This is a genomic window from Sphingobium sp. SG1, assembly GCF_057063145.1.
In genome coordinates this window covers 1-23,397 of the sequence record NZ_JBVVOJ010000018.1, presented here as the reverse complement: position 1 = coordinate 23,397, position 23,397 = coordinate 1, and the positions used below count along the sequence as shown (strand labels likewise).

The 23,397-nt window shown below is 65.4% G+C and carries 22 protein-coding genes; 4 read left to right on the top strand and 18 right to left on the bottom strand.

Features of this window, described 5'->3' with window-relative positions; translation table 11 throughout:
- Positions 1 to 20: 20 nt before the first annotated feature.
- The 5 genes from AC0KVN_RS23615 to truB form a co-directional block, all read right to left on the bottom strand.
- Positions 21 to 809 (bottom strand): outer membrane protein assembly factor BamD, encoded by a 789-nt coding sequence (locus AC0KVN_RS23615; protein WP_037492082.1) that lies wholly within the window; start codon positions 807 to 809, stop codon positions 21 to 23.
- Between the two features lie 67 nt (positions 810 to 876).
- Complete coding sequence (locus AC0KVN_RS23610; RefSeq protein WP_287429108.1) at positions 877 to 1,896, bottom strand: sensor histidine kinase; 1,020 nt, start codon at positions 1,894 to 1,896, stop codon at positions 877 to 879.
- Between the two features lie 146 nt (positions 1,897 to 2,042).
- Positions 2,043 to 4,358, bottom strand: coding sequence for a polyribonucleotide nucleotidyltransferase (gene pnp, locus AC0KVN_RS23605; protein ID WP_097382524.1), 2,316 nt, complete (start codon positions 4,356 to 4,358; stop codon positions 2,043 to 2,045).
- Positions 4,359 to 4,560: 202 nt separating this feature from the next.
- Entirely contained in the window at positions 4,561 to 4,830 is a 270-nt protein-coding gene (gene rpsO, locus AC0KVN_RS23600) for a 30S ribosomal protein S15 (RefSeq protein ID WP_010337408.1), read from the bottom strand.
- Positions 4,831 to 4,847: 17 nt separating this feature from the next.
- Positions 4,848 to 5,873: a tRNA pseudouridine(55) synthase TruB gene (gene truB / locus AC0KVN_RS23595; RefSeq protein WP_435567395.1), complete on the bottom strand. Its 1,026-nt coding sequence runs from the start codon at positions 5,871 to 5,873 to the stop codon at positions 4,848 to 4,850.
- Between the two features lie 116 nt (positions 5,874 to 5,989).
- On the opposite strand from truB, the gene AC0KVN_RS23590 reads away from it, so the two are divergent.
- Positions 5,990 to 6,685, top strand: a complete 696-nt coding sequence (locus AC0KVN_RS23590; protein ID WP_435567394.1) for an HAD family hydrolase — start codon at positions 5,990 to 5,992, stop codon at positions 6,683 to 6,685.
- Between the two features lie 3 nt (positions 6,686 to 6,688).
- Here AC0KVN_RS23590 and AC0KVN_RS23585 read toward each other — a convergent pair whose 3' ends face one another.
- From AC0KVN_RS23585 to AC0KVN_RS23535, 11 genes are all read right to left on the bottom strand, one after another.
- A complete protein-coding gene (locus tag AC0KVN_RS23585; protein WP_278987021.1) occupies positions 6,689 to 7,231 on the bottom strand; it encodes a GNAT family N-acetyltransferase in 543 nt (180 codons plus the stop codon).
- A gap of 5 nt (positions 7,232 to 7,236) precedes the next feature.
- Positions 7,237 to 7,815: a thymidine kinase gene (locus tag AC0KVN_RS23580; RefSeq protein WP_004211282.1), complete on the bottom strand. Its 579-nt coding sequence runs from the start codon at positions 7,813 to 7,815 to the stop codon at positions 7,237 to 7,239.
- 9 nt (positions 7,816 to 7,824) lie between these two features.
- On the bottom strand, positions 7,825 to 8,721 hold the full coding sequence (locus AC0KVN_RS23575) for an alpha/beta hydrolase family protein (protein WP_435567393.1): 897 nt from the start codon (positions 8,719 to 8,721) through the stop codon (positions 7,825 to 7,827).
- A gap of 77 nt (positions 8,722 to 8,798) precedes the next feature.
- Positions 8,799 to 9,197 (bottom strand): 30S ribosome-binding factor RbfA, encoded by a 399-nt coding sequence (gene rbfA, locus AC0KVN_RS23570; protein ID WP_303758584.1) that lies wholly within the window; start codon positions 9,195 to 9,197, stop codon positions 8,799 to 8,801.
- A gap of 150 nt (positions 9,198 to 9,347) precedes the next feature.
- A complete protein-coding gene (infB, locus tag AC0KVN_RS23565; RefSeq protein ID WP_435567392.1) occupies positions 9,348 to 11,975 on the bottom strand; it encodes a translation initiation factor IF-2 in 2,628 nt (875 codons plus the stop codon).
- A 9-nt stretch (positions 11,976 to 11,984) separates the two neighbouring features.
- Positions 11,985 to 12,698, bottom strand: a complete 714-nt coding sequence (locus AC0KVN_RS23560; protein ID WP_099230930.1) for a DUF448 domain-containing protein — start codon at positions 12,696 to 12,698, stop codon at positions 11,985 to 11,987.
- A gap of 63 nt (positions 12,699 to 12,761) precedes the next feature.
- Positions 12,762 to 12,995, bottom strand: a complete 234-nt coding sequence (locus AC0KVN_RS23555; protein ID WP_017499897.1) for a tautomerase family protein — start codon at positions 12,993 to 12,995, stop codon at positions 12,762 to 12,764.
- 6 nt (positions 12,996 to 13,001) lie between these two features.
- A complete protein-coding gene (gene nusA / locus AC0KVN_RS23550; RefSeq protein ID WP_004211271.1) occupies positions 13,002 to 14,576 on the bottom strand; it encodes a transcription termination factor NusA in 1,575 nt (524 codons plus the stop codon).
- A gap of 13 nt (positions 14,577 to 14,589) precedes the next feature.
- A complete protein-coding gene (gene rimP, locus AC0KVN_RS23545) occupies positions 14,590 to 15,114 on the bottom strand; it encodes a ribosome maturation protein RimP (RefSeq protein ID WP_017499896.1) in 525 nt (174 codons plus the stop codon).
- Between the two features lie 145 nt (positions 15,115 to 15,259).
- Positions 15,260 to 16,114 carry a proline dehydrogenase gene (locus tag AC0KVN_RS23540; protein WP_435567391.1) on the bottom strand — a complete coding sequence of 285 codons (855 nt, stop codon included), beginning with the start codon at positions 16,112 to 16,114 and terminating at the stop codon, positions 15,260 to 15,262.
- On the bottom strand, positions 16,102 to 17,217 hold the full coding sequence (locus AC0KVN_RS23535) for a GNAT family N-acetyltransferase (protein ID WP_435567390.1): 1,116 nt from the start codon (positions 17,215 to 17,217) through the stop codon (positions 16,102 to 16,104). The genes AC0KVN_RS23540 and AC0KVN_RS23535 overlap by 13 nt, the downstream gene beginning before the upstream one ends.
- A gap of 161 nt (positions 17,218 to 17,378) precedes the next feature.
- On the opposite strand from AC0KVN_RS23535, the gene AC0KVN_RS23530 reads away from it, so the two are divergent.
- Together AC0KVN_RS23530 and AC0KVN_RS23525 are read left to right on the top strand one after the other, a co-directional pair.
- Positions 17,379 to 18,527, top strand: coding sequence for a PQQ-dependent sugar dehydrogenase (locus tag AC0KVN_RS23530; RefSeq protein WP_435567389.1), 1,149 nt, complete (start codon positions 17,379 to 17,381; stop codon positions 18,525 to 18,527).
- A gap of 8 nt (positions 18,528 to 18,535) precedes the next feature.
- Entirely contained in the window at positions 18,536 to 19,222 is a 687-nt protein-coding gene (locus AC0KVN_RS23525; RefSeq protein ID WP_435567388.1) for a pentapeptide repeat-containing protein, read from the top strand.
- 6 nt (positions 19,223 to 19,228) lie between these two features.
- Here the strand turns inward: AC0KVN_RS23525 and AC0KVN_RS23520 are convergent, their stop codons facing one another.
- Entirely contained in the window at positions 19,229 to 20,053 is an 825-nt protein-coding gene (locus AC0KVN_RS23520) for a hypothetical protein (RefSeq protein ID WP_435567387.1), read from the bottom strand.
- Positions 20,047 to 22,587: a TonB-dependent receptor gene (locus AC0KVN_RS23515; RefSeq protein ID WP_435567386.1), complete on the bottom strand. Its 2,541-nt coding sequence runs from the start codon at positions 22,585 to 22,587 to the stop codon at positions 20,047 to 20,049. Before AC0KVN_RS23515 ends, AC0KVN_RS23520 begins: the two co-directional genes overlap by 7 nt.
- A gap of 201 nt (positions 22,588 to 22,788) precedes the next feature.
- Here AC0KVN_RS23515 and AC0KVN_RS23510 point away from each other — a divergent pair.
- Positions 22,789 to 23,397 (top strand): oxidoreductase (locus tag AC0KVN_RS23510; RefSeq protein ID WP_483656414.1); only part of this gene is annotated, 609 nt, incomplete at its 3' end.

Below are 23,397 nucleotides of genomic sequence, written 5' to 3'. Positions count from 1 at the left end.
GAACAAATAAAGCGTGCGCCTCAGCTCTTGACCGGATGCTGCTGCATCAGCTTGTAGCTGCGCTCATACCATTTGGTGCCGGGATAGTTGCGGCCCAGCACGGCGGCGGCCTTCTGCGCTTCGGCCGGGATGCCGAGCGAGAGATAGGATTCGACCAGACGCTCCAGCGCTTCGGGCGTGTGGGTGGTGGTCTGGAACTTGTCGATCACGGTGCGGAAGCGCAGCGTGGCAGCAAGCCACTGGCCCCGGCGCTGGTAGAAGCGGCCCAGCTCCATTTCCTTGCCGGCGAGGTGGTCATTCACCAGGTCGACCTTCAGACGGGCGTCGGCGGCATAGCGGGTGTCGGGATAGCGCCGGATCAGTTCGCCCAGCGCATCCATCGCCTGCTGGGTGATCTTCTGGTCGCGGGTGACGTCGGCAATCTGCTCATAATAGCACAGCGCGATCAGATAATAAGCGTAGGGCGCGTCCTTGTTGCCGGTGTGGATCGACAGGAAGCGCTGCGAGGCCGCGATCGATTCCGGATAGTCGCGGTTCATATAATAGCTGAACGCCGACATGAGCTGCGCGCGGCGGGCCCAGGGCGAATAGGGATGCTGGCGCTCGACCTCATCGAACAGTGCGGCGGCGAGCTTGTACTGGCCGCGATCGAGGCGGGCCTTGCCGCTGTTGTAAAGGGTCGACACGTCGCGGGCGACGTAGAGGGTGTCAGCCTTGTTCTTTGATGTGGAGCAGCCGGTCAGCACAGGCGAGGCGATCAGGACCAGAGTGGTGGCCGCGCCGATGCGCGTCAGGGTTTTCGTCAGCATGCGCCGGGTCATAGCCGAGCGGATCGCCGTCGCCAAGCGCCAGAATGTTGCAGAACGTTAAGCCGTGTCAGCGCGTCTGTTGCGGCAGGTCGAGGCAGGCCATGGCGCCGCCATCCGGCGCGGGTTCCAGCCGGAAGCGGCCGCCAAGCTGCTGCGCCAGCGCGACGGCGATGCGCAGGCCGATGCTGGTCGGCCCGTCGGGCATGGTCCCGTCCGGCAGGCCGCGCCCATCGTCGACGATGCGCAGTTGGAGCGCGCCGTCCGCCTGCTGTTCCAGCGTCACCGCCACCCGCCCGGCGCGATCGGGCAGGCCATGTTCGATCGCGTTGCTGACCGATTCCGCCACGATCAGCGCCAGCGGCACGATGACATCGGGTTCGAGCGACAGGCCATCGGGCGCGCAGATGGTGCAATCAATATCGGTGCGGCCCGACGCATCGACGATATCGGCGCAGAGCATGACCATGAAGGCGCGCAGTTCCTGCCCCTGCCCCGAGGGATCATAGAGGGCGCGGCTGATCTTGCCGATCAGGGCGAGGCGGGCGGCGGCATCGTCCAGCGCGCGACGGGCGACATCATTGTCGATCTGGCGCCGCTGGAGCGAGAGCATGGCGGCCACTACCTGAAGATTGTTCGACACGCGGTGCTGAAGCTCGCGGAACAATAATTCGCGATTCTCGGCCAGGGCGCGGCTGCGCTCCCGCTCCACCGCCAGGTTGAAATTGGCGCGCTGCATGAAGTGGATGAGCAAGATGTCGACGGCCACGACCATCGTGTAGAAGATCAGCGCCATGGCGACGCCGGGGTTGAAGGCCAGCGCATAGAAGGGCGGGATGAAGCAATACCAGGACAGCAGCCCGCCGATGATGGCGGCGAAGATGCCCGGCCGCACCCCGAACAGGAAGGAGGAGAGGATGACCGCCGGGAAGAAGGTGACGAAGGGATAGCCGACCGGCAGCAGCGTTTCCGCTGCGACACGCGCCAGCCAGGCGAGCATGCAGAGCAGCAGGCTCAGCGCATAGCCATAGACCGGTCTTGGAAGCACGAGCGGCAGGCGCTCGACAAACCGCTCATTGCTGCGTTGCATGGACATTCCCCCGGAACCGTGACGCGACCGTATCAGATGTCGCCCCCCGCGCCTTGATCGAAATTAGCCCGGACGGGATTCGTCACGAAAAAGGGCGCCCGGTCGAACCGGACGCCCCATTTTCTTGTCAGCGATGATGCTGCCGATCAGTCCTGGGTCAGGAAGTCGGGCAGGCCGGCGTTGGAGCCGTCATCGTCGCCCTTGCCTTCGCTGCGCGGGCCACGGTCGCGGCGCGGGCCACGATCGCCACCACGACCGCCACGGTCGCCGCCGTCACGGCGCGGGCCGCGACCACGATCGCCGCGATCACCACGGTCGCCGCGCGGTTCACGCGGTTCGCGGGCCGGACGGGTGTCTTCCAGTTCCTCGCCGGTTTCCTGGTCGACGACGCGCATCGACAGGCGAACCTTGCCGCGCGGATCGATCTCGAGAACCTTGACCTTCACTTCCTGGCCTTCCGACACGACGTCGGTCGGCTTTTCGACGCGCTCATTCTTCATTTCGCTGACGTGGACGAGGCCGTCCTTGCCACCCATGAAGTTCACGAACGCACCGAAGTCGACGATGTTGACGACCTTGCCGGTGTAGATCTTGCCGACTTCCGCTTCCTCGACGATGCCGAGAATCCACTTCTTGGCAGCTTCGATCTGGGCGGTGTCGGACGACGAAATCTTGATGATGCCTTCGTCGTCGATGTCGACCTTGGCGCCGGTTTCAGCGACGATTTCGCGGATGACCTTGCCGCCGGTGCCGATGACGTCACGGATCTTCGACTTGTCGATCTGGATCGTCTCGATGCGCGGGGCGTGCGCCGACAGTTCGGTGCGGGTCGAGGACAGGGCCTTGTTCATCTCACCCAGGATGTGGGCGCGACCTTCCTTGGCCTGGCGCAGGGCGGTCTCGAAGATTTCCTGCGTGATGCCGGCAACCTTGATGTCCATCTGCATGGTGGTGATGCCGGCTTCCGTGCCAGCGACCTTGAAGTCCATGTCGCCGAGGTGATCTTCGTCACCCAGAATGTCCGAGATGACGGCGAAGTCGCTGCCTTCCAGGATCAGGCCCATGGCGATGCCCGACACCGGACGCTTCAGCGGAACGCCCGCATCCATCATCGAGAGCGAACCACCGCAGACGGTGGCCATCGACGAGGAACCGTTCGACTCGGTGATGTCCGAGAGAACGCGGATGGTGTAGGGGAATTCGTCCTTGGTCGGCAGCACCGGGTGCAGCGCACGCCAGGCGAGCTTGCCATGGCCGACTTCACGACGACCCGGCGCACCGAAGCGGCCCACTTCACCGACCGAATAGGGCGGGAAGTTGTAGTGCAGCATGAAGTTTTCATAGTGCAGGCCGGTGAGGCCGTCGATCATCTGCTCGGCGTCCTTGGTGCCCAGCGTGGTGGTGCAGATCGCCTGCGTCTCGCCACGGGTGAACAGGGCCGAACCATGGGTGCGCGGCAGGAAGCCGACCATCGCCTCGATCGGACGGATCTGGGTGGTGGTGCGGCCGTCGATGCGCTGGCCGTCCTTCAGGATGGCGCCACGGACGATTTCGGCTTCCAGCTTCTTGGTCAGCTTGATGCCGGCCATCACGGTCTGGGCGTCGAGGCCGTCTTCCGTGAACATCGCCTTCGCCTTGGCGCGGGCTTCGTTCAGGGCGTTCGAGCGGGCCGACTTGTCGGTCAGCTTGTAGGCGGCGGCGATGTCGCCACCGATCAGATCCTTGAGCTTGCCCTTGAGCGCGCCGAGATCGTCGCCCTTGGCCATTTCCCACGGATCCTTGGCGGCCTTCTCGGCCAGCTGGATGATCGCGTCGACGACCTTCTTGCTCGCTTCATGGGCGAACAGGACAGCGCCGAGCATGACGTCTTCCGACAGTTCCTTGGCTTCGGATTCGACCATCATCACGGCGTTGCTGGTGGCAGCGACGACCAGGTCGAGTTCGCCGGTCTTCACTTCGTCCAGCGACGGGTTCAGCTGATATTCGCCATCCTTGTAACCAACGCGCGCAGCGCCGATCGGGCCCATGAAGGGCACGCCCGACAGGGTCAGGGCAGCCGAAGCAGCGATCATCGCGACGATGTCGGGCTCGCTCTCGCCATCGAACGACATCACCTGAGCGATGACGTTGATTTCGTTGTAGAAGCCTTCGGGGAAGAGCGGGCGGATCGGACGGTCGATCAGGCGCGAAACCAGGGTTTCCTTCTCGGTGGCGCCACGCTCACGCTTGAAGAAACCACCCGGAATGCGGCCGGCAGCCGAATATTTTTCCTGATAGTGAACGGTCAGCGGGAAGAAGTCCTGGCCTTCCTTCACCGACTTGGCGGCGGTCACGGCGCACAGCACCACGGTTTCGCCATAGGTTGCCAGCACGGCGGCGTCGGCCTGACGCGCGATCCGGCCGGTTTCGAGGGTCAGCGTCTTGCCGGCCAGCTCGATCGAAACTTTCTTTACATCGAACATATATGTTCCTTTGCCCACCTGGCCCTATTGCCGGGCGGGGCCTCATATGCGGACGAAACCGGTCCGCGGCGGTTGTGGAGCATCGTGTGGCCCCTGAAACGAAACGGGGCGCCGGATTGCGCCCGTCCCGAATGACATCCCCAAAAGGACGTCCGTTAGAATCGGAAACGGCCCCGAATGGGGCCGTCCCTTATTAGCAGGCTTACTTACGCAGGCCCAGCTTGGTGATGAGGTCGGTGTAGCGAGCCGCATCCTTCTTCTTCAGATAGTCCAGCAGCGAACGACGCTTGTTGACCAGCATCAGCAGGCCGCGACGGCTGTGGTTATCCTTGTGGTGACCCTTGAAATGCTCGGTCAGGTTCGAGATGCGCTCCGACAGGATCGCAACCTGGACTTCCGGCGAACCGGTGTCGCCTTCGACGCGGGCATGTTCCTTGATCAGCGCTTCCTTGCGCTCTGCAGTGATCGACATCGGGCTTCCTTTCGTATCTAGAGATTGAAGCCGCGCACCACCCGGATCTCCGGGCCACTGGACTCCACCAGCGCGACGGGCGTATCGCCCAACATCGCCAGCAGGAGACCGGTGTGCGGTTTCCCCATGAGCATCTTCCCCTGTCGGAGTGCCAATGCTTCATCGGGAGAGACTGCAAGAGCCGGGATATCGTCCAGCCCTGCCGTCAACGGGAGCATAAGCTCGCCGATGTCGCCGCCCCTAGCAGCTTCGTCCAGTTTGTCCAGCGAAATCGCGGTTTCCAGGGTGAACGGCCCGGCCTTGATCCGCCGCAACATGGCGACATGGCCGACCGTGCCGAGCGCCAGCGCGATGTCGCGGGCAAGGGAGCGGATATAGGTGCCCTTGGAGACATGGGCACGCAGGGTGACGGCGGCCAATTCCTCCCCGGCACGGGGAGGGGGACCATGCGAAGCATGGTGGAGGGGCACGCCCCCCATATCCTGCCCATCCAAAGTCGCATCCAGCGGCGCCTGCCCCTCCACCCCGTCGCTGCGCGACGCGGTCCCCCTCCCCGTTCCGGGGAGGAATAGTTCATGGATCGTCACCGATCGCGTCTTCATCTCCACCTGCTCCCCCTTGCGGGCGAGGTCATAGGCGCGCTGGCCGTCGATCAGGATCGCGCTATAGGCGGGGGGCGCCTGTTCGATTGGGCCGGTGAAGCGCGGCAGGATGGCTTCCAACTGCGCCAGCGTCGGGCGCACATCGCTTTGCGCGATGACCTTGCCCTCCAGGTCGAGCGTGTCGGTCTGTGCGCCGAAGGCGATGGTGAAGTCGTAAATCTTGTCGCTGTCGAGCATCCGACCGGCCAGCTTGGTCGCCTCGCCGATCGCGATCGGCAGCACACCGGTCGCCAGCGGATCGAGCGTGCCGCCATGGCCGACCTTCCATTTCTCCGTGCCGCCCAGCACCTCGCGCTGGGTTCGCAGCGCGCGCTTCACTGCGCTGACCGCCTGGGTCGAGCCAAGGCCATGGGGTTTGTCGAGGATAAGCCAGCCGTGCATGGCGGCGCGCTCTATAGCGCCCGCCATCCCCTGTCAGCCCTTATTGCGGCCCAACGTCTCTTCGTTCCGCCGATCAGCCATTTCCCCCTGCCCCGCGCCGCGCTATTCCCGGCGCCATGACGATCAAGCTCATCTGCCTCGATGCCGACGATACGCTGTGGCACAATATGCGCCATTTCAACGCGACCCAGGACGCGCTGACCGATATGTTGCAGCCCTTTGCCGATGTCGATGTGACGCGCGAACGGCTGATCGCCTGCGAGATCCGCAACCTGCCGCTCTATGGCTATGGCGCCAAGGGCTTCACCCTCTCGATGATCGAGGCGGCAGTGGAACTGGCGGGCGAGCAACTGTCGACCGCGATGATCCAGGACATATTGGCGGCCGGCCGCGCGCTGCTGGCCCATCCGGTCGAGCTGTTCGACGGGGTGGAAGAGACGCTGGAGCGGCTGGCGGACATCGGCCCGCTGGTGCTGGTGACGAAAGGCGACCTGCTGCACCAGGAAAGCAAGCTGGCGGCGTCGGGCCTTGGCGACCTGTTTTCCGGCATCGAGATCGTCAGCGACAAGAAGGTCGACACCTTCCGCACCCTGTTCGCCCGCCATGGCATCGCCCCCGAACAGGCGGTGATGGCCGGCGATTCGATGCGGTCGGACATATTGCCGGCGCTGGAGGCCGGGGCCTGGGCCGCGTTCATCCCGCAGGAGGGCGCCTGGTCGCACGAGCGGGCGCAGCCGCCGATCGGCGCGGCCCGCTATACCCAGCTCGAACGGCTGGACGAATTGCCGGACTGGATTGCCGGCATCAACTGAAGCTCAGGCGGCGCGGGCAGCCCATTCGTCGGCGAGGATCGAGTAGATTACCGTGTCGCGGACATGGCCGGTCCAGGTGATGCGCTGCTTGCGCAGCACGCCTTCGCGCACGGCGCCCAGCTTCTCCACCGCCTTTTGCGAGCGGATGTTGCGGGCGTCGATGCAGAACTGGACGCGGGTGAAGCCGCAGGCAAAGGCGCGGCCAAGCAGCAGCGGCTTGATCCGGCCATTGAGCCCGGTGCCACGCACCGACGGCGTCATATAGGTGCCGCCCAGTTCCAGGCCATTATGCGCGGCGTCGACATTCAGATAGCCCGACATGCCGACCGGCTCGCCATCGGCCAGAATGAGAAACGTGTAGCGATTGGGCGTCGCCAGGATCGCGTCGAAGGTCGGGTCGAAATCCGCGCCGGCGAGATGGTTGGGATAAATCTCCCACACCGGATCGTCGACCGGGCAGATGGCGCGCAAGGCTTCGCGATGATGCTCGGCCAGTTGCTCCAGATAGAGGCCGGGCGCTTCGATCGGCGCCAGCAGATCGTCCATCCGGCTCATCCGCGCATCTGCTCGACAAAATGGCGACGGCACAGCGCGACATAACGGTCATTGCCGCCAATCTCGGTCTGGGCGCCCTGGCGGATCGCCCGGCCCGACGCATCGACGCGCAGGTTCATCGTCGCCTTGCGGCCGCAATCGCACACCGTCTTGATCTCGGTCAGCGCGTCGGCGAGGCCGAGCAGATGGGCACTGCCCTCGAACAATTCCCCCTGGAAATCGGTGCGCAGGCCGTAACAGAGGACGGGAATGCCGAGGCTGTCGCTGACCGCGGCCAGTTGCCAGACCTGATCGCGAGTCAGGAACTGCGCCTCGTCCACCAGCACGCAGGAGAGCGGCGTCGCGTCATGCTGGGCGGCAATGGCGGCCAGCATGTCGACGCCCGGCTCGAACAGATGAGCCTGCGCCTCCAGCCCGATGCGCGACGCGATCCGGCCATGGCCGAAGCGATCGTCGACCGCCGCCGTCCACAGCATCGTCGCCATGCCGCGTTCCTGATAGTTGAAGCTCGATTGCAGCAGGGTCGTCGATTTGCCCGCATTCATCGAGCTATAATAGAAATAGAGCTTCGCCATGGCCGCGCTTTAGCGCAGCGTGGGCGCAACGCCAGCCAGGAAACGCACCAGCGCGTCGGCGAGCGCGATCCGCTTGTCGGAGAAGCTGTGATCGGTCGGCCAGACCATCAGGCGGGTGTTGGGATTGGCCGACTGGGCGTCCGCCCCGACCTTGCGCGCCATCGCGCCAATCCCCCGGTCCGCGCCGATGATGGTCAGCGGCCGGCGGCCATAGCCGACCAGCTTGCGGCCGAGGTCGAACTTCTGCGTATCGCCCTTGATCTCGGCGGTCAGGCTTTCATAGCTGGCGCCCGACAGCGGCGGCAGGTCGCCGGCCACCTCCGCCTTCCAGCCGGCCTCCCCTTGGGGCGTTGCGAGCGCGGCCACGGTCTGGGCCGGATCCCAGGGATCGATCAGGAACAGGCCGGCAACGCGCGGTTCGGCGGCCGCCGCCTCCGCCGCCATGAAGCCGCCCATGCTGTGGCCGGCGACCACGATCGCGCTGGTGTCGATACGATATTTGGCGACGGTCGACGCTTCCTCCAGGAACAGCAGCGCATTGAAGGCATCCTCCGCCGCGTTGGTGAAGGAGAAGATGCCGGGGCTGCCCCACGATCCGCGATAATGGAGGGTCAGAACATTCCAGCCGGCGCGGCGCGCGGCCTGGGCCAGGTCCAGATTCTGCTCATTGCCGGGAAAGCCGTGGAGCAGCAGCAGGGTCGGATGCACGCCGCTGCCCGCCGCGACATACATGACCGCGTTCATCGCCCCCTCGCCCGAGGGAATGACGAACGCGTCCATCCGCGCGGGGTTGGCGGCGTCGGGCGCGGGATCGGTGGTGACAGCGGGATGGATGGCGGGTTCGCGGGCGATGGCGGGCGTAGCCAATGCCAAGGCGGCCATACTGATTATCCCGCTCATCTTCATGCGTCTGCCCCTTTACTCGATTGCGAGTGAGACGCTGTTAACGGGGCTACACCGTCCCGTCGATGACGATAACGCGCTTATTCCTCCCCGTCATCCTGCTCCAGGTCGCGGGCGACCTTGGGGTCGCGGAGCAGCTTGTCGATATGGCTGCCCTCGTCGAAGCTCTCGTCCGACAGGAATTTGAGCTTCGCCGCATATTTGAGGCGGATGCGGTGCGCGACTTCGCGCTGGAGATAGGCGGTGTTGGTGCGCAGCGCCTTGAGCACCGCTTCCTCATCCTTGCCAAGCAGCGACTTGATGAAGACGGTGGCGTGGCGCAGGTCGGGCGACATGCGCACTTCGGTGACGCTGACCACATGCTGGCTCAGCACATCGTCATGCACGTCGCCGCGCTGGAGAATGTCGGAAAGGACATGGCGCACCTGTTCGCCGACGCGCAGCAGGCGGACAGAGGGGCCTTCGGGCTGGTTGGACATAGTCAATAACTCCCCCTCCCCGGCCGGGAGGGTGCAGGTGGGGTGGTGAGCGTAGCGGGCACGGCCGAATAGCGAAAGGGTGGAAGCGATTGCTTGCACAATCGCACCCACCCCCGGCCCTTCCCCGAAGGGAAGATCGTTCGCCTTGATTTACAGCGTGCGTGCGCGCTCTTCGACTTCGAACAGTTCGAGCGTGTCGCCCGGCTTGATGTCGTTGGTGTCCTGCAGGACCGCACCGCACTCCATGCCGGCGCGGACTTCGGAGACATCGTCCTTGAAGCGACGCAGCGACGCGATGTTGGTGCGCGACACGATGACATCGTCGCGGGTGAGGCGCGCGGCCAGACCCTTGCGGATGATGCCGTCGAGGACGAGCAGACCGGCGGCCTTGTCCTTCTTGCCGGCCGGGAAGACCTGCAGCACCTCGGCGCGGCCGACGATCGTCTCGATCCGTTCGGGGGCGAGCTGGCCAGCCATTTCGCCGCGAACTTCCTCAAGCAGGTCGTAGATCACGTCATAGTAGCGCAGGCTGATCTTCTCGCGCTCGGCGAGCTGACGGGCCTTGGCATTGGGACGCACGTTGAAGCCGATCAGCGGCGCGCGGCTGGCAGCGGCCAGCGTGACGTCGCTTTCGGTGATCGCGCCGACACCCGAATGCAGGATGCGGACCTTGATCTCGTCGGTCGAGATGCGGTTGAGCGAGGACACGATCGCTTCGACCGAACCCTGCACGTCGCCCTTCACCACCACCGGATATTCGATGACCTTGGTGTTCAGCGCCGAGAACATATGCTCGAAGCTGGTCGGGGCAGCCGTGGTGCGCTTCTTGGTCGCCTGCTCCTGACGATAGGCAGCGACTTCGCGGGCGCGGGCTTCATTCTCGACGACGGTGAGCTGGTCACCGGCCATCGGCACGCCCGACAGACCCAGAACCTCGACCGGGGTCGAGGGGCCGGCGGTCTTCACCTGCTGGCCCTTGTCGTTGATCATCGCGCGGACCTTGCCGCTTTCCGAACCGATGACGAAGGTGTCGCCGATCTTCAGCGTGCCCTTGCGGACCAGAACGGTCGCAACCGCACCACGGCCCTTGTCGAGCTGTGCCTCGATCACATTGCCTTCGGCATCGCGATCGGGGTTGGCGGTCAGTTCCATGACCTCGGCCTGGAGCAGGATCTTGGTGATCAGTTCGTCGAGGCCGGTCTTCTTGAGCGCCGACACTTCCACGTCCTGGACGTCACCACCCATGTCCTCGACCACGATTTCCTCGCTCAGCAGGCGCTCACGCACCTTCTGCGGGTTGGCGTCGGGCTTGTCGCACTTGTTGATCGCGACAATCATCGGCACGCCAGCAGCCTTGGTGTGGTTGATGGCTTCGATCGTCTGCGGCATCAGGCCGTCATCGGCCGCCACCACGAGGATGACGATGTCGGTGACGTTGGCGCCACGGGCACGCATTTCCGAGAAGGCTTCGTGGCCCGGCGTGTCGAGGAAGGTGATGAGATCACCGCTCTTCGTCTTCACCTGATAGGCGCCGATATGCTGGGTGATGCCGCCGCTTTCGCCGGCCACCACGTCGGTGCCGCGCAGCGCGTCGAGCAGCGAGGTCTTGCCATGGTCGACATGGCCCATGATGGTCACGACCGGGGCACGGGGCTTGAGCGTTTCGGGTGCGTCAGCCTCGCCTTCCATGCCGATTTCAACGTCGGCATCCGACACGCGCTGGATGCGGTGGCCGAATTCCTCGACCAGCAGCTCCGCCGTATCCTGATCGATCGGCTGGTTGAGCGTGACGGCGGTGCCCATCTTGAACAAGGCCTTGACCAGATCCGCGCCCTTTTCGGCCATACGGTTGGCCAGTTCCTGCACGGTGATGCTTTCGGGCACCACGACGTCGCGGCTCTGCTTCTCGCGCGGCTGGCTGCCGCCCGAATAATGGGCACGACGTTCCTTCTCGCGCGCACGCTTGAGCGCGGCGAGGCTGCGGGCACGGGCGCTGTCGTCGTCCGCAAGCGCGCGGGTGACGGTCAGCTTGCCGGACTGGCGGCGATTATCGTCGTTGCGCTTGGCACGATCCGGCTTCGCCGGTTCGGGGCGCTTGACCGGCGCGACCGGGGTGAAGCGGCGCGGCGGCGGCATGGTCGAGCTGGTGGTCGCCGGTGCGGCGGGCGCGGCCGGAGCGACAGCGGCAGGCTCGGCTGCAGCAGCCGGCGCGGCCGGCGCTTCGACCGGCGCAGCCGGCTTGGCGGCTTCGGCAACCTTGGCCTGCTCGGCGGCTTCGGCAGCCTTGGCGGCCTCGACCTCGGCATTTTCGGCAGCCTGGCGATTTTCCTCGGCGCGGCGCTTTTCTTCCTCGCTGGCGGCAAGGCGCGCAGCATCCTCACGGCGGCGCGCATCTTCCAGGGCGGCCATGCGGGCTTCCTCGGCCTCGCGCAGCAGCTTGGCCTGCAGTTCCTGACGCGACATCAGGCTCTGCGGCGGCGCCTGGCGCACGGGGGCGGGCTGCGGCGCGCGCTGCTGCGGCGCAGGCGCGGCGGGACGGGGTGCGGCCGGCGCTGCGGGCGCGGCCGGCGTCGGATCAGCCTGGGGCGCAGCAGCGGGCGCAGCGCCGGTGCTTTCACCCGGCTTGCCCATGGGGACGCGGCGCCGCTTCACCTCAACCACGACCGTGTTCTTGCGGCCATGGCTGAACTGCTGCTGCACCTGACCGGACTCGACCGTGCGCTTGATCCCCAGCGGCTTGCGGCCCAGAACCGGCTTGTCTTCGTTGCTGTCACTCATCGACTATGTTTAACCCTTCACATCATCATCAGCCGGCGCAGCCGCCGACGCATCATTCCATGCAGCCTCATGCGCCTGCGCATCGGCGGAGTCCTGCTCCCCATGCACCGGCGCCCCGGTAGCGCATCCCAGATAGCTTTCCAAGCGGCCCAGAGCCGCACGCAGGCGCACTGTCGCCCGCGAGTCGGTCACCGCGATATGGACGACATTGTCGCGCCCCATTGCCATAGATAGGGCGTGCCGGTCCACAGGCAAGACGATGCCCGCAAGATCCGTGCCTTCCGCTTCCTGTCCCACACGCAAGGCCTGGTCCAGTTTTCGATTGCCGTCCGTGCCCGCATCGGCGGCATGGAGCAGCATTTTCACCATGCCCTTGCGGCATGCTACGTCGATCTTTTCCGATCCGGTCAGCAGCATGGAGGCACGAGCCTCCAGCCCCAGGCGGCTGAGCAGATCCTGCCGCAGCCCGGCCTCCACCAGATCGGGAAGATTGTCGGGAATTTCAAGAGCGCCTTCCTTGAAGGCGCGGGCGAGCGCGCCCTTGAGCTTGCCCTTGGCCAGCGCTGTTTCCAGTTCGGCCCGCGACACGCCGATCCAGGCGCCCCGGCCCGGCGCCTTGGCGCGGACGTCGGGCAACACCTGTCCTTCAGGGCCGATGGCCAGGCGAATCAGCGTTTCGGGATCGGCGCGGTCGCCGCTCAATATGCATTTGCGTTCGGTCATGCGCGCCCCTCCGCCAAAACGGACAAAAGGGCAAGACCAACGCTGTCGAGTAGGCTTATTCTCTCATCGGGGAGTGTCCGCAGCATTGGCGTCCTCCCTGTTTGGAGAAATTGCGCGGTCGGCGATCAACTGACCGCCGGCCGCATAATTTTCGGTCGAGACTTCCGAGATCACGATCTGGACGGCAGCCGCCGGCTTTCCCAGCCGCTCCACGAGCGACTGGGTGACGTCAGCAACGATCGCGGCTTTCTGCTCGCGAGTCGCGCTACCGGCCAGGCGGATGTCGACGAAAGGCATGTTGGCTTACGCTTCCTCGCCTTCGAACCAGTGAGCGCGGGCGGCCATGATGATCTCATTGCCCTGCTCGTCGCTCAGACCATAGGCAGCCAGGATGCCGCCCTTGTCCTCATTGCCGCTGTCCGACTTGCGACGACGCTGATCGACACGCTTCTTCTGCACCAGTTCATCGGTGGCCAGATCGGCGAGATCGTCGAGCGTCTTGACGCCGGCCTTGCCGAGCGTGACCAGCATCGCTTCGGTGAGGTGCGGCATGTCGGCCAGCGCGTCCTCGACGCCCAGCGCCTGACGCTCTTCACGGGCGGCCTGTTCGCGACGATCGAGCGCTTCCTGCGCACGGCTCTGCAGCTCGGCAGCCAGATCCTCGTCGAAACCTTCGATCCCGGCCAGTTCCTCGACGCTGACATAGGCGACTTCTTCCAGCTCGCCAAAGCCTTCGGCGACCAGCAACTGCGACAGCGTCTCGTCCACGTCCAGCTCGTTCTGGAACATTTCCGAACGGCTGACGAATTCCTTCTGGCGCTTCTCGCTGGCGTCGGCTTCGGTCATGATGTCGATTGCCTTGCCGGTCAGCTGGCTGGCGAGGCGGACATTCTGGCCGCGGCGGCCGATGGCGAGCGACAGCTGATCGTCGGGAACGACGACTTCGATGCGCTCTTCTTCCTCGTCGATGACGACGCGGGCGACCTGGGCCGGCTGCAGCGCGTTGACGACGAAGGTGGCGGTATCTTCCGACCAGGGGATGATGTCGATCTTCTCGCCCTGCATTTCCTGCACGACGGCCTGGACGCGGCTACCCTTCATGCCGACGCAGGCGCCGACCGGATCGATGCTGCTGTCACGGCTGATGACGCCGATCTTGGCGCGCGAACCCGGATCGCGGGCGGCGGCCATGATGGTGATGACGCCATCATAGATTTCGGGCACTTCCTGCGCGAACAGCTTCTTCATGAATTCGGGGTGCGCGCGGCTGAGGAAAATCTGCGGACCGCGATTTTCGCGGCGCACGTTCAGCACGACCGACCGGATGCGGTCGCCGACGCGAACGACTTCGCGCGGGATCTGCTGGTCGCGGCGGATCACGCCTTCGGCGCGGCCCAGATTGACGACGACATGGCCGAATTCGACCGACTTGACGACGCCGGTGATGATTTCACCCACGCGGTCCTTGAACTCGTCGAACTGGCGCTCGCGCTCGGCGTCGCGGACCTTCTGGAAGATCACCTGCTTGGCCGACTGGGCATCGATGCGGCCCAGGTCGATCGCGGGCAGCGGATCGACGATGAAGTCGCCGACCACGGCGTCCTTCTTCAGCTTGGCGGCCTGCTTGAGGTCGACCTGCTTGAAATAATCCTCGACCACCTCGACGACTTCGACGACGCGCCACAGGCGCAGGTCGCCGCTGTCCGGGTCCAGCTTGGCACGGATGTCATTCTCGGCGCCGTAACGGGCACGGGCGGCGCGCTGGATCGCATCTTCCATCGCCTCGATGACGATCGCTTTGTCGATCATCTTCTCGCTGGCGACGCTGTTGGCGATCGCGATCAGCTCGGCCTTATTGGCGGAAATGGCGTTGGCCATGACGATAAAACCCTTATTCCTCGGTTTCGAACTCGTCCGCCCCATCGGAGGAGAGCGGCATGGTAGCAGAAATCAGTGCATCGGTCAGCATCAGCTTGGCATCGCCGACCAGCGCGAACGGGATGGTGACATCGCCGGCCTTGGCATCTTGGAACAGGATATCCTCACCCTCGACGCCCTTGAGGATGCCACGGAAGCTCTTGCGCCCCTCGACCACTTCGGTCGCGGCGATCTTCGCTTCATGGCCCGCCCATTCGAGAAAATCATGCAGACGGGTCAGCGGCCGGTCGATGCCAGGCGAACTGACTTCCAGACGATAGGCTTCCTCGATCGGGTCGACTTCATCCATCACGTCGGACAGGCGGCGCGAGATGGCGGCGCAATCCTCGATGACCAACTGCTTGGTCTTCGGGTCTTCGGCCATGATCTGCAGCGTATATTCGTCGCCCGATCCGAACAGCTTGATGCGCACGAGGTCAAACCCCAGGGCCTTTACCTCGGGCTCGATCAATGCGGTCAGTTCGGCGATGTCCGCCATGGATACTCCAGAAAATAGACAGGTCTGCTTGTTGCCGCCGCAGGCTTGGTGCCTGCGACCCTGACATGTGTGACGATGTAAGGAAGCAATATCCATATAGGCAGGTTGCCAATGACCTGCAACATCTTTCGTAAAATGCGCTATTTCAGGGGTCTGCGCGGCCTGTCCAGTCGCGCCACATCCACGCCAGCAGATAGGGCCGGGCCAGCGCCCGGTCCAGCGCATAGGGAATCCAGCCGGGACCGAAGGGCACATAGAGGCGAACCGGCACCCCCTGCCCCCGCGCTACCTTCCGGCAGCGACGGCCCGGCAGCCCCCGCAACTGCTCCAGACTGCACGGCGTGCCGGCGTCGCGCAGCAGGGCCAGCGCCCGGTCGGCCAGCGCGGGGCGATGGGTAGCTATCGCGACCGGCGCCGCGCGGCCGGCCAATGCTTCGACCAGCGTCAGATAGGCGGCATCGGGATCGACGGCATAGCCCGCCGGGTCGGGCCATTCACCGCGCACGACCCGGACCGGCGCGCTGCTGTCGCGCAGCCGGACCGCATCGGCCACGCTGCGCTGCCAGCGGGCGGGTAGGACGATGCCGGTATCGGGAAAGTCGGGCAGAAGCCGTTCGACCGCCGCCAGCGTCTCGTCCGCATCCTGCGGGCCATGGGCGTCGAACACCAGCGACAGGCCGGACTGGCGCGCAATCTGCGCCAGTTCGCGCAGGCTGACCGGATCGAAACGCAGCGGCGGCGCCTTCACCGACAGGCTGAGGTCCAGGCCGCGCGCCCGCTGCGCCACCCGCGCATAGGCGGCCATGATCGACGAGGGATCACCCCCCGCCCCTTCGAAATAGCCGATCGTGGTGGCAGCGCCGGCGCGGGCCTGTTGCCGGGCGATCGCCACGGCATGGGGGGCGTCGGGTGCCGGGATGACCCGCCCCAGCGCACCGGGCAGGGCATAGCGCGTGTCCCGCAACAGGCGCCAGGCCGCCCCGCCCCTCACCGCCGCCACAGCCGTTGCCGCGACCAGACAATAGCGTCCGCCGCAAAGGCCGCCGCCCCGCGCAGATTATAGGGATAGGTGCGCAACTGGACGCAATCATGCTCCGCCTGGGTCCAGAGCTTGCGAATCCAGGGTTCGGCGACGCCGAGAAATTCGAAACTGTGCAGCCGCGCCTGCGCCGCCCAGCCGATGGCATGGAGCATCAGCAGCCCGCCGGGCGAACAGGCGTTGAAGGCCGCGTCATGACCGATCTTGAACAGCCAGTAGCGGCCGTTCCACAGCACCGCCATCTGCATCGCGATGGCGCGGCCATCGATCCGCAGGAAGGAGATGCGCAGGTCGCCGCGCTGCGCGACCGCACGGAAGAAGGCGCGGAAGATCGCCGCCTGACGCGGGTCGGTGGCGATGGCGGTGCCCGCCTCGCTCTTCCAGCCCAGCGCCTCGACCGCGACGGCCTCGTCGAACAGGGCGTCGAAATTATCGGCGTCCGGCGCCAGCGTCTCGCACTGGAGCAGGCCGCACCCTTCCGCCTTGCGCCGGGCGCGGCGGAAGTCGGAGCGGCGACCAGCGTTGAAGCGGCTTTCCGGGTCGCGCCAGCCCTCATCGAGCGCGATATGGGGACAGGCCATGGCCGGTCGCACGACCAGCCGCCCGCGCCGCCGCACCGCCCGCGCCAGTGCGGGGATCAAGGGCGACCCGGCCGAAATGCGATCGAGCAGCAAGGGATGCGGCAAACGCGCGATCGCGCCGGCCAGCGCATCGGCCGCCACCGTCCCGTTGCACAGCATGTCGCCCGGCTCATAGGTTTCGCGCGCGCCGATCATCCGCCAGCGGGCCAGCGCGCCACCATCGCGGCACAGCGGCAGCAGCGCGACCAGATCGGCGCCCGCCCAGACCGTCATGATGCGGCTTGGCCCGGCGGCAATCAGGTCGTTCAGCGTGACGGCGAACAGGCGGGTCTGGGTCGGCCAGTCGGCGCGGGCCTCCAGCCTTTCCCAGGCGCGGGCAAGCACGGTCGAATCCAGCGCGTCGGCAAGGCATAGCGGCTCGACGCGCAAGGCGCCTGCCTGCGCGCACGCAGCATCGAAATCCGATACGCCGTGCAGCACCATATTCCCCCTCTTGCCGCCCCGGTCTCTAGCGGCAGAAGCTTAAGAAATCGGCTGATCGCCGATGAGGCTTGCATCCATGCCCGCATCCGGTGGAGGATGCGGGCATGGAACCCCCGCCGAAAATCGGCTTCCCCCCGCGAATATTATAACAGGAGTTTCCCATGCTGCGCGTGATGGCCGTCACTCTCCCCCTCGCCCTGCTGGCCTGTTCGGCGGACAACGCGACCGGCCAGAATGCCGGTGCGACCGCGGGGGAAAAGCCGTTCAAGACATCGGTGATCGCCGATTTCGAATCGCCCTGGGCGATGACCTTCCTGCCCGACGGGCGGATGCTGATCACCGAAAAGGCCGGCGAGATGATCCTGTTCGATCCGAAGAACGGCACCAAGATCCCGGTCGCCGGCATCCCCAAGGTCGACAGCGAGGGTCAGGGCGCGCTGATGGACATCGTCCCCTCCCCGACATTCGCGCAGGACAAGAAGGTCTATTTCAGCTTCTCCGAAGTGGGCCAGGGTGATCGTGCCGGCGGCAAGGGCGTAGCGCTGGCCACCGGCATCTTCGACCAGGCGAGCGACGGCACGACGAAATTGGCGGACGTGAAGGTCATTTTCCGTGCCAGCGATTATGTCGAGGGCAATGGCCATTATTCGGGCCGCATCGCCTTTTCGCCGGACGGCAAATATCTCTTCTTCACCAATGGCGAGCGGCAGAAGTTCGAACCGGCGCAGGATCCCAAATCGACCCTGGGCAAGGTGCTGCGCCTCAATCTGGACGGCACGCCGGCGGCGGGCAATCCGCTGGCCGCCAAGGGCTTCAACCCGGCGGTCTGGTCCTATGGCCATCGCAACCTGCTGGGCATCGCCTTCGACAAGGACGGGCGCCTGTGGGAACAGGAAATGGGCCCCAAGGGCGGCGACGAGGTCAACCTGATCAAGCCGGGCCTCAACTATGGCTATCCGCGCGTGTCGAACGGCGATCATTATGACAGCCGCGACATTCCCGATCACAAGCCCGGCGACGGCTATGAGGCGCCGAAGGTCTGGTGGAATCCGGTAATCTCGCCGGGCGGCCTGATCTATTATTCGGGCGACCTGTTCCCGCAATGGAAGGGATCGCTGTTCATCGGCGGCCTGTCGAGCCAGTCGCTGGTGCGGGTGAAGCTGAACGGCGAGAATGCGGAAAAGGCCGACCAGTGGGACATGGGCGCCCGCATCCGCGAGGTCGAACAGGGGCCGGACGGCGCCCTGTGGCTGCTGGAGGATGGCGGCAAGTCGCAGGGCCGCCTGCTCAAGCTGACGCCCAAGGCATAGATGGCGGCATGAACGACATGGATGCCCTGCCCGCGCGCAACGGGCAGCAACTGGCGCGCGCCGACATCATGGCGTTGGCGGGCACGCCCCACGTCCTGATCGACTGCGATCTGGAGGAGGCGGCGCTGGCGCAGCTCGACCTCACCGGCTGGCAGTTCGAGCGCTGCAACCTGCGCAACGCCGATCTGGCCGGCGCCATGCTGGAGCGCACCCGCTGGCAGGGTTGCCGGGGCGGCGGCGCGAATTTCACCGGCTGCGATCTCTCCGACGCGGTGCTGACCGGATGCGACTTCAACAATGTCATATTGCGGCGGGCGCGGCTGGAGGGCGCGCGGCTGGCCCAGTGCAAGCTGACCGGCGCCGACCTGTCGGACCTGCGCGCGCTGGAGGTCGACATGGCGGAATGCCTGCTGATCGACGCGCGCCTGCCTGGCCTGTCCTTCCGCAAGCAACGGCTGAGCCGCATCGATTTTTCGCAGGCGGACCTGCGCAAATGCGATTTCCGCATGGCCAGTTTCGAAGGCTGCAGCCTGCGCGAGGCGATGCTGGACGGCGCCCGGTTCGAGGGCGCCGACCTGCGCGGCGCGGACATAGGCGGCGTCCATCTGGGCGATGCCAGCCGCTTTCGCGGCGCCACCATCTCGCGCGACCAGGCCGGCGAACTGCTCGCCGAACTGGGGCTGAAGGTGCGCTGAGCCGTCCTATCGAACTAGCGGCATCTCGCTCGCCACCATCTCGCCAGCACCCCGGCCGATCGACCAGAGGCGCCGGGGCGCCTTGGGATCCCAGTCGATCGCCTGGCCCGGCGTGGCAATGCCGAGCGTCCCGACATGCTCCAGCACCGATCCGGCCTCCGGCAGTTTCAGCGCATAGACTTCGGGCCGGTCATGGCCGGTGGCGTAGATCAGGCCGTCTGCCCCCCAGCTGAGGCCCGAACAGCTTTTGGGCGCGAAGCGGGCCAGCACGTCCGGCGGGAAGGCCCAGCTTGCCTCCGCCCGGAAAGCCTCGTCCATCCGCACCAGCACGGTATAGCGATAGTCGCGGCCCGGCTCGCCGCCCTTGCCCTCATAATTGGCGAATACCGCCCACCATTTGCCGTCATGGCGATCCATCACCGTCAGCGATCCGGGGCCAAAGCCCAAGCTGACGCTGCGGACATGTTTCAGCGTCTTCGTGTCGAAAATCTCGACCGCGCTGGTCTGGGGCACGGCGGGATAGTTGGACGCGGCACAGACCAGTTCGGTGCCGACCACGGTGCAACTGTTCATGTGCGTATAGAGGCGACGCTCCCCCTGCCACTGCGCCACGCGCTGTCCGTCGGCGATGCGATATTTGCCGATCCGGTCATTATCGATCGCATAGACATAGGTGCCGTCCGACGCCGCGCCCTGATGCGCTTCCGGCGCCTTGATCCGCAGGCCGACCGGGGGTGGCGGCGGCGACGGCGCATCCGCCGGCGCCTGCTGCGCGACCGCCGCGCCGGCCAGTCCCAGCAGCGCGGTTCCGACAAGCAGCGCCCTTACCATTTGACCGAGGCCCCGACGTAGAAGGTGCGACCATAGCGTTCATTCTGGATCACCCAGTCGCGCACGCCGCCCTGATATTGGCGGGTCGGCTCGTCGGTCAGATTCTGCCCTTCGGCAAAGAGGCGCACATTCTTCGTCACATCCACCCCGATCTTCGCGTCCAGGCGACGCAGATCGTCATTATACTGGTCATTGAGGCGGATATCACCCGCCGACAGCAAGGCGCGGCCGGTATGATGATAGGCGACCGACGCTTCGACGATACCCTTCTGATAGAAGAGCTGCGCGCCCCAGAGCAGCTTGGACTGTTCGGGGAAGGCAACGGTGCCACGGTCCGGCATGCGCAGGCTGGAGTCGATCAGGGTGAGGTTGAGGTTCATGCCAAGACCCGAGAGCAGGCCCGGCAGGAAGGTGAACTGCTGCTGCCAGGCGGCTTCCAGGCCGATGATATCGCCCTTGTCGGCGTTGAGCGTCTGGCTGAAATTGATCCGGTCATAGGCAACGCCGCCAAAGCTGCCGTCATTGATGGTATAGCTTTGCGTGAAGATCGGGTTGCGGATGAACTTGGCGAAGGCGCCGACGCTGATCAGGCCGCCGGGCGCGAAATACCATTCGGCCGACATGTCGAGATTGTCCGCGACATAGGGCTTGAGCGCCGGATTGCCGCTCGACACGCTGATCTCGTCCGCGCCCTCCACCGTGACGGTGCCGCCCGGCGACAGGTCGGCATAGCTGGGCCGGCCGATGCTGCGCGAATAGGCAAGGCGGAAGACGGTGTCGTGCGACGGGGTCACGCGCACCACCAGGCTGGGCAGCCAGTTGGTATAGCGGGTGCGGCCCGACGTCGGGCGGACGACGTCGCCTTCCAGCAGATAGCCGTCAATGTCCAGTTCGGTCCGCTCGACCCGCAGGCCGCCCGTGACCGACAGCGCGCCAAAGTCGAGATTGGCCATGGCATAGCCGGCATAGACATTCTCGCTGAGGTCGAAATCGCTCAGCGTTTCATTGGCCAGGCTGGTCGCTTCGTTGAGCACGAACTGCGCGCCGCCCAGCTTGCCCTGGGTATAGGCATCGACAAGGTCGGCATCGATCACCGGGCCAAGGAAATAATTGCGGCCATCGCCCAGCTTCACGATGACGGTGTCGCCCGACAGGCCATCCAGGGTGAAGCGGTTGGCGCTGCTGCCGCGCCCATAGACGTCATTGGAGGAATCAAAGCGCTTGTCGGTCCAGCGGCCATTGGCACCGAACTTGATGAAGCTGTTCTGGCCGATCGTCGGCAGCTTGCCGGTCAGGTCGAGCCGGCCCTGCCAGGTCTTTTCCAGGCCATATTCATCCTGCGCCGAATATTGGCGGAAGCCCAGGTCCGACGGATCGAGATAGCCGTCGACCGGCACGGCGCTGAACAGCTTGTCCGAAAAATCGACCGCGACCGCGCCGGGATTGCCCCGGAACTGCCAGAGCTGATTGGGTTCGATCACCTCGTTGCGGGTGCGCGCCGCGCCGAAATCAAGCGACCAGTTGTCGGCCAGCGCGGCCGTGCCGCCGGCCATGAAGGACAGGACCGACTTTTCCTTATATTCCAGACGCAGGTCGGAACGCTGCTCGCTGGTGGAGGCAATGCCGGTCAGGCCATTGGCGTCCCAGTCGATATCGGAGAAATCGAGGCGGAAGCGCTGGCGATACTCATCCTCGGAGAATTTGGAATAGATGCCGCGGACATAGAGCTGGACGCTCTCGCCGCGCCAGTCGAACGAGCCGGCCGCGCCGATCCGCTCACGCTTGAGGCGATAGTCATTATATTTGATGTTGACCGGCACGGCGCCGCGCACGGCATCGGCGTCGGGCGTCCAGTCATCGGGATAGATGCCATAGCTGGTATAGGTGCGGTCGGAATAGCTGGCACCCAGCAGGATGCCGAACTGTTCGTCCGCGCCGAAGCGGGTGCCGATGGTGACATCGCCCTTGATCGGCTGGTCGCCCTTGCGCAGTTCCTGATAGCCGACCTGCCCGTTCGCCTGGAAGATGAAGCGATCGTCGAAGTCGAAGGCGGTCTGGGTGACGAGGTTGATGGTCGCGCCGATGCCCTGGCCGGTCAGGTCGGCGGTCTTCACCTTGGCGACCTCCACCTGCTTCAGGAGTTGGCCCGACAGGATGTCGAGCGGCAGGCGCCGATCGAGCCCGTCGGGATTGCCGATCTCGAAGCCGTTGATGGTATAGCCGTTGAGGCTGGAGGGCACGCCGCGCACCGCGACATAGCGTCCCTCGCCCTGGTCATATTGGACGCCGACGCCGGGCAGGCGCTCGACCGCTTCGGCCACATTCTTGTCGGGCAGCTGGCCCATATCATCGGACGCGGTCACATCGACGATGCCCAGCGCCGCCCGCTTCTGGTCGATGGAACGCTGCAACTGCGCGCGCTGGCCGGTGACGACGATGCCGCCTTCCTCCTCGGGCAGCGGCTGCTGCGCATGGGCGGTGCCGGCGATCGCGAGTGCGAGCAGGCTGATGGATGCCGCAAAAATCCTGGTCATGATCGAGTCCCCTCTGGTCGGGGTCGCGATTAGGAAAGCTGCGCGACAGCGGCGTTTCCGAAGCGCTGCACCACGATGACCGATTGATGACGATTTGAAGACCAGACCATCTTGCGACCGCGAAAGAGGCCCCCTTTCGGCTGCCCGGCCGGCTTCCTATCTTGCGGGCCTTCTCTCCCCTCTCCCCTTCTGGAGACCTGCATGAGCGCCCCCAAGCTGTTCCAGCCTTTCGATGTCGGCGGCCTTGCCCTCGACAACCGCATCGTGATCGCGCCGATGTGCCAATATTCCGCCGTCGACGGCGAGATGAACGACTGGCACCTCATTCATCTGGGCCAACTCGCCCTGTCGGGCGCGGCGTTGCTGACGATCGAGGCGACCGCCGTGCTGCCCGAGGGGCGGATCAGCCATGCCGATGTCGGCCTGTGGGACGATGCGACGCAGGCGGCGATGCAGCGCGTGCTGGACGGCGTGCGGCGCCATAGCGACATGCCCATCGCGATCCAGCTCGGCCATGCCGGGCGCAAGGCATCTACCGAAGTGCCATGGCAGGGCGGCGCGCAGATCGCGCCCGATGCGGCCAATGGCTGGCAGACGGTCGCCCCGTCCGCCCTGCCCTTCACGCCGGGCACCCATGCGCCGATGGCGCTGGACAAGGCCGGGATCGACCGACTGCGCGACGCCTTCGTCGCGGCGGCGAAGCGGGCCGACGCTATCGGCATCGACGCGGTCCAGCTGGACGCCTCGAAAAACGCTGGCCTTTGGGGGGTAGATTTGATTCACTTCGCCGACGCTGTGGCGGAGGCAGAA